A 13,906-nucleotide genomic window follows, 5' to 3' on the forward strand; every position below is an offset into this window, starting at 1 on the left:
TGCTAACATGGCGGTATTCTTTTGGTGACTCGAAGATACAAAAAAACGGTATAAATCCGGATTTTCTTGGATTTATACCGCCATTTTTTTATAGAAGGGAGGCAGGAGGACTTTTTCAGTGCCCTCGCCCGGAAAGCATCCTCCTTTTATCTATACAATTTATTTAGTTCCAACAAAAGTAACCTCTATTTTTTGAAGAACAGCTGAAATAGCCAAAGAGATATTACAGTTACTATCACTAACCTTTGAACCATCATCGAATTTCGCAGATAATCTCAAAAAGCCATATTTAATTGTTTTCAAAGTCAAATTTCCAGTAGCATCTTTTGAGGCCGTAATAACAACATCCGCTTTAGGATAACCAGAATAAGAAAAATCAGGAATTGTTAATGTCACAATATCACTTTCTGTCACAATTACATTCTGACCATCCTTCACAGTTGGGGTACCACCATCAACCGAAATCGTCAATCTACCAGTATAAGTACCAGCAGCATTTGCTGCAAACACACTTATCGTACAAAGTAACATTAATAAGGTAAATATCTTTTTCATTATTTATTGTTTTAACATTATATACTACAAACAATTTATTTAGCTAATAAATCCAACCCCAGATCAAAACCTGTTGTAGATGGCCAGTTCTGTGGTAATCCAATTAAAAGAATTATAGCCGCAGCTGCATCCTCTGGAATTATTTTCGCATCCATCATGATCTTCCACAACTTAAATAAATCTGATCCAGTACCAAATTCAGAAGAGTCAGCAGACATTTCTTTATCAACCATAATTGGGTCAAAAGCTGTTTTATCAAGATAAATATAAGTATGCCCCTTATCTGTGTTTTTTACATTCAAAGGTACACCATTATTCACCCAACTCAGCAACATTTCAAATGTCTCATCACTAATAGAACTCATATCAACCTTCAACATTGTACCTATTAGTTTCTTAACAGTAGCAGCATCACCATTTAAAATTTCAGAAATTATCGGAGCAAGCGATTCTGCATTACTACCCATTGCCTGAGAAATAATGGCAGGAACATTTAATTTCAAATACAGTTTATCATCTTTAGGAAACCAATAAGCTAAATTTTTAGGAGACTGCTGCCATCCATCAGTAGGAATTAATTTATTTAAAACATCAACTCCTGGTGCTCCACCACCAAAAATTAATCCCATTGCCCAACTTGGTTCAAAAGTTATAGAACCTGAAGAATATTTTGCAGAAATATTACCATCAGCTTCAAGAGTTACAGACTGCAAAACTTGAGGCAAAATTAGTCCACCAATAGTTCTGAGCACCGCAGGGAAGAAAGTAGAATAATATGCATCCTCAACCTCCCAGTTAGAATATAAAGAACTTGTTAATACAGAGTTAGGCATAGGTGTACCATCTACATCTAAGGTACCAAGAGTGTATTCTCCCAAAGTATATGTCTTAGCCCATCCTTTAGGATCATTCATTGTCACTTTCAAGTTCAAAGTCAACACTTTATCTTTGCGATAACCAGTATATTCTATAGTAGAACTATTTGTTTTGGTGCTTCCACTGAATCCTCCATTTGCTACTTGAACGCCAGTCAATGTAGTTTCTGTTTCTCCTGGGATAACGTCCTTCAAAAGGATACTTACATTATCACCATCTGTGGCATCAAACACTACTTCTTTACCTGTCAGTGCAGTTTCTCCATAAGTCAAAACTAAAGTTTCACCTTTGTAGGTTCCGATATAAAGACCGGCACCTGTTGCACTAACATTCAAGGCAACCTTACCTTCAGGTGTAATTGTACCATCAACTGTAACCTTTAACAATGGAGTCGGTTTAGCCGTTTCTCTTGTTACAGGTTTAGTCATAATATCTTTCGTCCCATTGAATTTGAAAGAGCCGTCAGCTTGTTTTTCCATTGCAACATCAACAGTTACATCACTATAACCATCAATCACATTTTTAAAACCTACTGTTGCAGACTGAAGACTTGTAGCTTCAAAGTTTACAGTTCCCGTGGTACTTGCTCCATTCAACTGGAAATCTACATTTTCTGCCTTAATTTCACCTTTAGGAAGTTCTTGCCAACTGTTATCATCATCGTCACTACAAGCAGTGAACAAGCTCACTGAACAAATCAGTGCGAAGAGATACAATAAATTTTTCTTCATAAATTAATCACGTTTAGTTAGTAATTTTTAATCTTTATTCTAAAACGGAGCAAAGTAACTGCTTTATTTCCATCCAAACAAGGTCTATCTTACGTATTTTATGTTCTAAATTTAAGATTAAGTTGCTTATTGGCCGAAATCGTATCATAAAAAATTCAATCTATGATTCTAATCCATCAGATATAACATCTCTCAATCATCATCTTTAATAATATAATGGCAGAATAGTTTTCTTATGCTAATTACTTATATTACACTGGTTATAAAAAGACAGGGGTAAGAGTCCCTTTCTATCAAAAAAGATCTCTTACTCCCTTTCAGTCTTTATACATAATAATATAATCGTATATATACGTTCTAAGTTGCCACTACCGACTATCCTATTTTTTAAGAATCAATATAATTCGTCCAATACTTTCACCCGAAATGCAGGATATACGGGAACAGTATGCTCTTTTTTCATAATCTCACCAATCTTTTTGACGATTTCAGGATGCTTAGGGGCAACATCCCTCTGTTCACAAGAATCTGTTTCCAGATCGTATAGCTCGATCTTCATATTTCCTCTTTTCAGTCCATTACGCAATCCTTTCCATTTGCCCATACGTACAGCCTGCTGTCCTTCTATGTCCATAAACTCCCAATAGAGATAAGAATGCTTCATTTGATCTCCACTCTCCATTAAAGTCGGATAAAAACTGATTCCATCGGTCTCTGTGACCGGATTCACACCTGCCAGTTCACATATCGTTGAGTAAAAATCATAAGATGTACATGGTAATGTAGTGTGTGCTCCTGCCCGGATATGTCCTTTCCATGTTACAATCAACGGTACACGGATTCCTCCTTCACGCAAAAAGCACTTTCCCCATCCATATTCCGAACGGAAAGGACATCCACTCCGGAACCAGGGCGAATCGACTCCACCATTAAAGGTCGGGCCATTATCACTTGAAATGATAATGACCGTATTTTCATACAATCCATTCTTCTTTAAAAAATCCACAATCTCACCTACCTTCTCATCGATGTAAGTCACCATTGCCGCATATCCGGCATGTGGATAACGTGCCGGAAAGTAATCGGCCTGTCCTAAATAAGGAGACTCGTCACCAAATTTCCTGACATAATGATCAATCAAACGTTGAGGAGCCTGAATTGGAACATGTGGCAAAGGAGTAGCGTAGTAAAGAAAAAAGGGTTGTTTTTTGTTCTCCTCCATAAAACGCAATGCTTCTTCCTGAATTTTATCGGGCGAATAAACATGTGAGATTAACTTATCATAGCTGCTCAGGCTCAAAGGATCGGCTCCGGGATCAAGTTTGGTATGCGGTATCACCGTATCATTTGCCAGATACTCCCTCTGTTCATTCCGATACAAATGCAATGGAAAGTAAGTGTGTGCCTGACGCTGACAATTATAACCATAGAAGAAGTCAAAACCATGATTCAAAGGCAGGCTTTCAGTACCCGGAGCACCCAATCCCCACTTTCCTACTATCCCTGTACGATATCCTCCTTCCTTCAAAATTGACACAAATGTTTTCGTACCGGATGGCAATCCGCGTTGACCTTCTAAGGTTGAATCGCGCTCAGCCGCAAGAAAATCCCATACTCTACCACGTTCCGGAGCTTCATCATTCCCCCTGATGCCACAATGACCACTGTGTTTTCCTGTCAAAAGAACACAACGGGCAGCAGCCGAAACCGGAGATCCGGTATAATAATTACTGAATACCATTCCTTCGGCAGCCAAACGGTCTATATGAGGAGTTTCGATCCGCTTCTGTCCGAAACATCCCAGATCTCCATAACCCAAATCATCCGCAAGCACAAAAATAATATTGGGACGGACAGAATCGGTAACCTTATCCCCCGCATACACCATCTGGAGTCCTGCTGTTTGTACCAACAATGCAGAACATACAAATCTAATATTCATAAAAATTCAATATATGATAACCCGGCACTACTTTTCCAACGATGACACTTTAAAAGTAGTCAATACAAAACCGTGATCGGAAGGATAAAAGAATTTTTCTCCCATAAACTCCAGAGGTTTAGTCAGCTTCTGGTTATAAGATTCAGACGTCACCGCACGAATAGTCTTACCTTGATAATAGATAAAATCAATACGGTCGGACCGGGCAGGCTTATCTTCATTATCGTAGATCCAGGTAGCTCCTATATTCTTTTCGGGTTGGGGATGAATTTCACGAAAGCTATCCTTGAAACCTGCGTTTTGCATCTCTTTAGAAACAGTCCATTCCACAACGGCACCACCATGGCTATACATATCTTTCGTGGTATCTGTCCAGTCAAGATGGGAATGTACATTGAAATCTCCCCCCATAATCATGGGAATGCTGTCAGTCTGACGAATCATCGGTTGCAAAACAGAAAGTATGCGGCGTATTTCATCATCTCGTGTTCCGGCATCGTCCCAAGCCAAAATATCGGCTTCTGATTGCTCTGTAGACACTAATCGCATATCGGGTAAATAATGCAACCAGGTATCGAATAAACGGACTGGCGTACCATCCATATCTATTTCGACTCCTCCGAAATTGAATGTAGAAATGGAATCAGGAAAAAGATACGTTTTCTTTATCGGATAGCGACTATAAATGCACAGATTGTCTGATAACAATACGTAATCATATCCCAAAGAGTCTGCCACCATTGGAGCCGCACCATAAGTCTCAATCATCAAAATAACATCCGCCTGACTCTTTTTCAGAATCCCTATAGTTCCTTCACAGCCCTTTTCGGGATAGTTTTTAGCATGTCCTGCATGCCATACATTCCATGACAAAACTTTTAATTCCTTCTCCTTAGCACGTTCCACAGGTGTGCAAGAGACAAAGCTAATTGCCAAAGACGCAATTAGCATATATATAAATCTTTTCATATCAATCTTTTATACAGGTATCATCCAATGGGGCTATTTCCCCCCATTGGATAAGTACATTTCAATTATTTAGTAAAGAATGCTGTCGTTACCGGATTGCCCAACCAGGCTTCGTGAGGCTCAACCCCCAGCAGCCAAGCTTCCGTTGCAGCCACATCAATCACCATTGTACTCTCAGTTATCTTATAGTTCTTTTTCACACCCTTTCCATAAAATACAAGCGGGGTCTCCATTTCATTGAGAGTTTTTCCGCCATGATTAGTACCGATTCCGCCATGATCCGCAGTCAGTATAATTACAGTATCATCCATCATACCGGCTTCTTCAATGGCTGCTACTATTTCACCTAAATAACCGTCCAATTCATCGAGCTTTTCATAATACTCTTTGGATTCCCACTTGTAGCTGTGTCCGGTGTGATCAGGATATTCAAATATAACGGCACAATACATAGGCTTTTTCTCTTTCAGATAATTCACGGCGAATTGTGTCGCTCCCTTAGGATGTTCCTTTGTTTGCGGAGCATGTACGAAGTAGTTGATAGCGAGCGAATCAACCAGATATCTCATTCCATCCCATTCATAAATATAGCCTACTTCTGCTTTAGGATATGTATCGCGTATCAATCCGTAAAGTCCCGGAAAACGACCGTATTGATTGGTTATAAAAGGAGGAATCTCGGGTGTCTTGCTTCCCCAGGTCGTATATCCATGAAGTTCCGGTCCGGCTCCGGAAAACATAGAGGCCCAGTTTGGAGCACTCGATGATGGCAGAATCGAACGGTTGTTCAGTGTATAAGCCCCTTCTTCCATCAACCGGTTGAAATTGGGCATGGGATGATTGCGGATAGCAACGGCACTTAAACCGTCAAAAGCAATTAATACTACATGCTTCGGATGTTTCTTCAAACGGGGACCAGCTGCATTTACTTCACTGGCAAATAAACTAAGAATCACAGAAAATATGAATAATATCGAAATCTTTTTCATTTTGTATATACAATTAATCATGTAACCTAAAATTATAAATATTACCTCCAAAATCGGTAACGAACAGACAGTTACCGCTTACTGCCACACTCGAGAATACCGGAGCTCCCAAAGCACGTTTCCCACGATAGGCGCCTGTGTCCAAGTCAACGGCATGCAAATGCCCGTCACTGGCCCCAAAGAAAACGGTTGCTCCCACAAGTACAGGCGAAACTTCGACTGTGCATTCATGGCTATGAGAATAAGGGACAGTATAGAAAAGGCTTGTTCCGGTACGATAGTTCCAGACCTCTTTAAAAGTGAGACGGTCAAATGCAACCACTCCTTTATTGGAAGTGGAAACAACCAGATATTTATCCGTCACAAGCGGAGCGCAGGCCGAATTAAACTCATAAGAAGTTTCCGCCATTTTCAGAATATCTCCGGAACGTGGGTTGATCACATATAAATTCTCACATGAGGCCAGATAGAAATTACCATCGTAAAAAGTTGCCGATCCGTCACGGAAACGAATTTTACTGTCACGCTTCTTCCACAATAAAGTACCGTCATTGATGTCATGTCCGAAGAGTCCGTTCCAATGTGCAGACGCCACTAATACTCCTGCACCTACAGTCAAAGTAGAAGTGGTTCCCTCACCTCCATCCCAGGCTTTGTTCTGCCACAGGATCCTTCCATCGGCAGTCCGTACGGCACAAGTTCCTTTTGCATGTCCGGCATACACCACACCATCGACAACCGCCAAGCCTTCATCAAGAAGTGGCAATAGAGAAACCGGCAACTGTGTTTGCCAACAAGCCGTTCCTTTTTCTGCATCTATGGCGTAAAGCATCCCCGAAGCATCCGAAGCAAACACGCGCCCGTCTTCATAAGCAATGGTATTCTTTATCGAATTAGAAGCACTGAAAGTCCAGCAAAGACCTCCTGTTGCAGCATCATAGGCTTTTATAAAGCATTTCTCTGCCCTATCATCGTCAATGGTTCCTATAAACACTTTATTCTGTGCCACTATGGGCGAACACATATAAATATTGCTGCCTGCATTTCGGACCCAGTTGGTTTGCAGGGGCAAAGACACTGTGTCATTCACCAGTTGATTGTGGGCAGCATTTCCACGAAGTCCCGCCCAAATGGCGGATGTCACAGCCGAAGCAGCCGGCTGCCCGGTTACGGTGTAATCCACCCTTTTCGTCAAACGGGTTCCATCCTCAAACTCGGCAGTCACCAACAAGCGCTGCTTGCCATCGGACACACGGACTGCTCCGCTCCATTCCCAGTCTGTTTCGGGTAACAATGTGACAGACGACATGATTTTCCCGTTCCGTTCAACAGAAGCCGTTACTTTTTTTGCGTACGACACCGTACGATAAGCATTAATCCGAACTGTCATTTTACCATCAGAGACAGAAACAATTTCACCTTCTGCCGGATAAGCAGAAGTCAAGATTCCATCGATATAAGTATAACGGGTTTCCGAACTGAGTTTACCTTTGGTATCAGCATGATAAATCCTGAAACAGGACGTTCCGTGATCGATTCCTCCTTTATCCGGAGTAGATGAGCAGTAGGTATGAAGTCCCGACTTCAACTGCTTATAATAATGATTGTGCCAGTGTCCGTAAATCATGGCGTCCAGATTATAATCCGCAAAGTCTATCTGTTCGCCGTTTTTATCCTTGAAGAGCAAATCGTCTCCCCAAAACCATAAGTCGTGATTAAATAAAACGACCCTTTTATCTCTATTTATTTGTGCAAGGTCATTCTTCAGCCAACGGATGATATCAGCACGCCTGTACGAGGGTGCATGATCACCACCCAGCATCGGAGTAACCACATAATGCACATTACCAACGTCGAACGAATACCATGAAGGACCGAAATGACTCTGCCATAACTCTTCACCATACCTTCCGGCACGCAAATCATGATTACCCACACAATAATAAGTCGGAACCCCCAAATCCTCAGAACGAAGATAACGTCCGTGAAAATCCTGATGGGCTTCATAACAAACATCACCTGTATGGATGATGAAAGCAGTCGGATTTGTTTTCACATACTCTTTCAGATTGTCTATCCAGTCACCATACAGAGATGTCTCTGTATCTGTGATTTGCACAAACGAATATCCATTTCCTGTCCTTACCGGACTCTTGCAAATTCCCAGTTCATACTTTTTCCCGGTCCCGTCGAAAGGTAAATAATGGGAAGCAGATGCCTGAAATCCATCGGGCACGGTCAAAGTGATAAACCGGGTGTCTTTATGTCCCGGAAGTGTAAAGCTACCATCTTCCGCCGTTTGCACCACATGGAGCCCATCTTGCACACAGATCCCCTTGATCCCTTTCTCTCCGGCATCACGAATGCCGTTTCTGTTTGTGTCGATATAAACCCCGCCTTCTATCTGTGCGAAAGCAGAACTGCCAACTCCCAGGAATAAAGCCACTATACCTGCAAATAATTTCAACATATTTATTGTTTTACTATATTAATCAGTTTTGTCTCTTAACGAAAACAGCAGGCTTCTCCCGCTACTGCCGGAGCAGCCTTTCTGTTTTCGATATGATAAACCTATTCCCAGAATGGATTCTGATAGAGGTTTTCGTTAACAGTAATATCTTTGGTAGCAACCGGATAATAATAATATTTCGGAGATACAAAAGTATACTTACCATGTTGCGCTATCAGGTAGATATGGCCTTTTGTCCCTTCGGTGAGCCCAATCGTATTACCTTCCAAAGCATAAACCGTCAATTTATACTTTTGCTTGTCCTCCTCAGGTATCTTATCTACATCCGCTTTCTTTTCCACTACTGCAATGTCCGGTGTACCATCACCTGTTACATCATAATAGCCCATTCCCGGAATATACGCCCCTTCCGGAGCAGCCTCAAACAACTTTCCACATCCCCAACGCATTAAATCACCATATCTGAACCCTTCGCATGCCAATTCGATTCTGCGTTCACGGCGCACTTCCAGCACAGCACCTTTTTGTGAAGACTGTACATTGGAATAACGTTCTTCCTGTACCGGATCAATATTAGCCAGCCAGTCGTCCAACGAAGCATCCGGCATACCGGCACGCTGCCTGATCAGATTGATTGTATTGTTGATGTCATCTTGTGTAAGCGTACCCAATTCGGCCTTTGCCTCAGCATATATCAGCAAAATTTCAGCGTAACGGATAATAGGTAAATCAGTATAAGATTTTCCCCAATCCATCTGATCGAATGTCAACGGACGGAATTTGATCTGCGGATATCCACCCAGATTCAGTTTAGCCCGGTGAGGCTCGGTAGTACCCACGTTCAGGACACCCGGTTTCATAAAAGTCTGCTCCAGACGAGGGTCCCGATTCTCAAAGATCTCCAGTACCGTCTTGGTCCGGTAACCTTCCACTTCATGAAAATATTTGGTTTGTCCGTCCTCAACGACTAAATAATCTTCCATCAGACTACGAGAAAGTCCCGTATTATAGTCAAACTGAGCCTGGGCATTGTGCAGGCGTCCTAATGCCTTATCGTAATCAGCCACCAGAATCATTTCCGGGTTTTGCGTAAGATCCGCACTACAGAAAAGTGACTGATAGGCAGGCAGCCCACTCTCTTTGGAAGTCGACAGGCTGTAATGTTTTGTGTCCATAATCTTCCGGCAGGCCTCTACCGCTATTTTCAGGAACCGGTCGCCATCATTCAGTTTCAACTCGGGATGATATTTACGGAATGTCCCTTCATGCAAAGCAATCCGCGCCTGTATAGCCAAAGCAGCATTCCGGTAAATACGGGTCGTACTATTGTTTGTTTTCATGTGGGTCACGGCAAAATCAAGATCGGCCATTATGGAATCTACGACCAGGGAACGAGGATCCTGTGACTTATATAGTAACTCGGTGTCCGTCGTTTGCAGGTCATGGCTATACCATGGCACATCCGAATAGTCTTTCACCTTTGAATAATAGATTAATGCACGAAACATGCGCGCCAGCCCGATGTAGTGATTAATCTCACCACGGTCGCCCTCCACACGGTCTGTCCTTGCTAACATAAAATTGACCGTACGGATATTCGTCCAACTCCATTTACCTATGTTATCGGGTCTATATTCACCACGCATCATTTTATAAATATCAGTATCTTCCGTGTAAAGCATATTGTCGGAAGGAGTATCCGAATAACTTGCACCAATATAGCCATACATGCCATTAGTATAGGTCTCCAAATCGGCGGGAGAAGAGAAAAATACCTTCTCCGTGATACTGGTCTCAGGAAAACGATCCATGAATCCGTCATTACAACTTGTCATCAGAGCTGCGCCTGTCAGACAGCACGCAGTCAGTAATATATGTTTTATTTTTGAACACATAACTTATCTTAATTAGAATGTGAGATTTAAACCAAATGAATAAGAACGCTGAAGAGGATAAACAATATTACCTAAACTTTCCGGATCTACCTTATAATGTTTGTATAAGCCTGAAAACTCACACAGATTATCACCGGAAAAGAAAATACGCAAACGTTCAATTCCTATCTTATTCAACAGTACTTTAGGAAGAGTATAACCTACGGTGAGGTTTTTCAAACGGACATAAGCTGCATTTTGCAGGTATCTGGTCTGAACAACTCCACACTCCTTGTCTGTATTTTCCGCCACATAAGCTTTCATACGCGGGAAATACGCGTCCGGATTTTCCTCTGTCCAATGGTCGTACATATTACCCACGGTAATATTAGTCCAGGGCTGTGCATAAATACCCCAGAAATAAAGGTCGCCTGTGCCCGGATAATAATCTTTCTTACCTACCCCCTGGGCAAACAGGCTAAGATCGAATCCATTCCACTGTGCATTGGCCGATAGACCAAATGTATAGCGTGCACGGCTGTTACCAATGACTTTATAATCACCATGGTCTTCCAGTGTCCATGCTCCATCGGTTATTTTACCGTCTTTATTTTCATCTTTAAATTTCAGATCACCGGGAGCCAGCGGACGGGTACCCGGATAGGAAGTACACCATGACTGGTCTGCATGATTTTTTATATCTTCCTCGGAAGTGAAAAAGCCTAAAGTCTCTACACCCCATATCTCACCAATCTCTTTTCCTACATAGTAATCACCCAACAATCCTTTCGGATTTTCGTACTTCGTAATATAGGCACGGCTATCTGCCAGATTAAAGTTCACATCATAATAAAATGGTTTTCCGGCCAATTTGAACTGATCTTTCCAACCTACGGTCAATTCCCAGCCCTCTGTCTTCAAGTCGGCTGCATTTTGCTTGGGGACATCCGTTCCCAAAACACTTGGCAGTGTCACTCCTGCCGTCAACATATCTTTTGTTCGGCGTACATATACTTCACCCGTTATGCTTAAACGGTTATTGAAAAAATTAGCGTCTAAAGCAATATTGGTGGTAGTTACCTTTTCCCAGGTCAGGTTACCGGCTACCAATCCGGGAGCTCCCACATATACCGGCTGTTGTTTCTCCAGGATCTGGCTGATTTTTCCCGATCCCATCGTGGCAAGATATGCATACGCATCCACATCCTGATTTCCCAGACTACCATAAGAACCTCTCAACTTCAAGAAACTAATCACATCACTCAAAGGCTCAAAGAACTTTTCACGCGAGATGACCCAGCCCAATGATACGGAAGGATTAAATACAAAACGGTCATTCTTCGGGAAACGCGAAGTACCGTCATAACGTCCGTTAAATTCGAAGATATATTTATCGTCGTAGATATAGCCCAAACGCGCGAACGCACCTCTTAAAGCCCAAGTCGTTATACTTTGAGACATATTCATATCTCCTGTGGCCAGGTTAATGGTGGGAAGTGAACTTGAAATCAGCTCTTTACGATTCGCTTTCACATAATCATATTTATACTCTTCCTGATTGAAACCTGCAACAGCAGTAATGGCGTGTTTCTTCGCAAATGTTTTCTGGAAAGTACCATAAACATCAAACAAAATGTGCTTTGTATCGGAATTACTGCTCGAAGCATCCGATACGGTAGAAATAGGATTAAACGTCAGGACAGGCAACTCGGGTCCATTGCGATAAGTGACAGGCAGATTATACCAGTTACTTCTGGTCTTGGTATTTGCAAAAGCAAAGGTTCCTTGTACCCAAAAGACATCTTTGACTATATCCATCTTAGTAGACAGATTGATATTTGTATTTGTTTTCCAGTCTGTAGCACGTCCGCCTTCGGCCAATGCCCCCAATGTACCCACACTGGAGTCTGTCCAGGTTCCATCTGGATTCTTAACCATATCCATCGGATTCTTACGGTACATCTGTCTATAGGTGTTGGTCATAGCATTCGCATAGTCATAATCGGAAGTAGTCAGGCTCACATTACTGCTCAGGTTCCACCAATCCGTCAGTTTAAACTGCAATTTAGTACGCAGGTTATATCGGTTATAAATGTCATTGCCATATTTCAGCATACCATTCTGACGATTGTATCCTCCCGAAAAGTAATAAGAGATACGGTCTGTTTTCCCGGAAATATCAATATTATGGATCGTAGAGAAACCTACATCATTGTAAGCCTCGTCCACCCAGTTTGTACGTCCAAAATAAGTATAAGAACCATCCGGATTCAGGAAGTAGGGAGAAGTGGAAGGATCTTCGGAACATTTTTTCGCATAGGCCAGTTGTTCCTCGTTATAAAGGTTATACCACGGATATGCCATTGTATTTCTCGTAGTTGCCACCAGATAAGGGTCTGTTATAATTTCCGGCATACGAGTGTTGGTACGCAATACAAAATTGTTGTTATAGTTAACAGTAAGTTTTTCATTGCTACCATTTTTAGTTGTAACCAAAATAACACCGAACGCAGCACGCGACCCATATATAGCAGAGGATGCGGCATCTTTCAGTACAGAAATATTGGCTATATCAACAGGATTCATGCGATTCAACTGATCACTGGTGGAAACAACCCCGTCAATGACCACCAACGGAGAACCTCCATTCAGAGAAGTAGTACCACGAATGTTATAGGAAGGGGAGTCATCTGCCTCACCATCACCGACAGATACATTAAGGTTGGCAACGGCACCTTGCAAAGCCTGCCCCATGTTCAGTACCGGACGGTCTTCGATTGTTTTAGTAGATACGGTCGCTACCGAACCCGAAAGATTGACTTTCTTCTGGACAGCATACCCCACTACCACAACTTCGTCCAGTGCTTTACTGTTTTCCTGCATTACAATGTCCATCACTGTTTTATCACCTACCTTCACCGTTTGGGTGACATAGCCGACATACGAATACTGAAGCGACTTGCCTACCGGAACTTTCAATGAGTATTTGCCGTCGATATTGGTTATGACACCGGTAGTTGTTCCCAATATCGTTACATTTACCCCGATCAAGGTTTCGCCTTTTGCGTCTGTAACGGTACCGGTTATCTCTTTCATTTTTGCAACGTGGTCATTCCGGACATTTTGTTTCTCCGCACCGGGAATCAGAATAATCTTTCTATTCTCCACTACGCATTTACAGTCCGGCAGAATTTGGGATAAAATTACATCAATACGTTCATTATCGGCCTGAACCGTTACTTTACGGTTCATGTCAATTTCTGCATCATTGTAGAAGAAAGTGTACTCACTCTTCGATTCAATCGATTTAAGAACCTGCTTCAGGGGAACTTGTTTCACATGGAGATTAATACGTGTCTGCTGAGCATAAACTCCCTGAAAAACAAACAGGAACATAATAAAAGACATAAGTCTTGCTAAACGAATGTTTCTTTCTGTTAAGAAAAAGCTCAAAAAGCTCCTCCATTTAAATTTATTCATATCTTTGTAAAAGATTTAAA

At 41.9% G+C, this 13,906-nt stretch carries 8 protein-coding genes; all 8 read right to left on the reverse strand.

The genetic code is table 11. From position 1 onward, the window contains the following. Positions 1 to 159: 159 nt before the first annotated feature. The 8 genes from JZY04_RS14175 to JZY04_RS14210 all read right to left on the reverse strand — a co-directional run bounded on the left by JZY04_RS14175 (position 160) and on the right by JZY04_RS14210 (position 13,886). Entirely contained in the window at positions 160 to 555 is a 396-nt protein-coding gene (locus tag JZY04_RS14175; protein ID WP_005781318.1) for a calycin-like domain-containing protein, read from the reverse strand. 35 nt (positions 556 to 590) lie between these two features. Further along, entirely contained in the window at positions 591 to 2,162 is a 1,572-nt protein-coding gene (locus JZY04_RS14180) for a DUF4925 domain-containing protein (protein WP_122142472.1), read from the reverse strand. 394 nt (positions 2,163 to 2,556) lie between these two features. Beyond that, entirely contained in the window at positions 2,557 to 4,104 is a 1,548-nt protein-coding gene (locus JZY04_RS14185) for an arylsulfatase (RefSeq protein ID WP_250707063.1), read from the reverse strand. Positions 4,105 to 4,131: 27 nt separating this feature from the next. Then, a complete protein-coding gene (locus tag JZY04_RS14190) occupies positions 4,132 to 5,073 on the reverse strand; it encodes an endonuclease/exonuclease/phosphatase family protein (protein ID WP_122142651.1) in 942 nt (313 codons plus the stop codon). A 65-nt stretch (positions 5,074 to 5,138) separates the two neighbouring features. After that, the gene (locus JZY04_RS14195; protein ID WP_032536834.1) at positions 5,139 to 6,062 is read right to left on the reverse strand and encodes an alkaline phosphatase; all 924 of its coding nucleotides are present in this window, start codon (positions 6,060 to 6,062) and stop codon (positions 5,139 to 5,141) included. A gap of 13 nt (positions 6,063 to 6,075) precedes the next feature. Then, positions 6,076 to 8,532: a PQQ-binding-like beta-propeller repeat protein gene (locus JZY04_RS14200; protein ID WP_122142652.1), complete on the reverse strand. Its 2,457-nt coding sequence runs from the start codon at positions 8,530 to 8,532 to the stop codon at positions 6,076 to 6,078. Positions 8,533 to 8,633: 101 nt separating this feature from the next. Then, positions 8,634 to 10,427: a RagB/SusD family nutrient uptake outer membrane protein gene (locus JZY04_RS14205; RefSeq protein WP_122142653.1), complete on the reverse strand. Its 1,794-nt coding sequence runs from the start codon at positions 10,425 to 10,427 to the stop codon at positions 8,634 to 8,636. A gap of 12 nt (positions 10,428 to 10,439) precedes the next feature. Continuing rightward, entirely contained in the window at positions 10,440 to 13,886 is a 3,447-nt protein-coding gene (locus JZY04_RS14210; protein WP_122142654.1) for a TonB-dependent receptor, read from the reverse strand. Positions 13,887 to 13,906: the final 20 nt, after the last annotated feature.

This window comes from Bacteroides sp. 11BF (genome assembly GCF_019633765.1).
In the GTDB taxonomy this organism is placed as follows: domain Bacteria; phylum Bacteroidota; class Bacteroidia; order Bacteroidales; family Bacteroidaceae; genus Bacteroides; species Bacteroides hominis.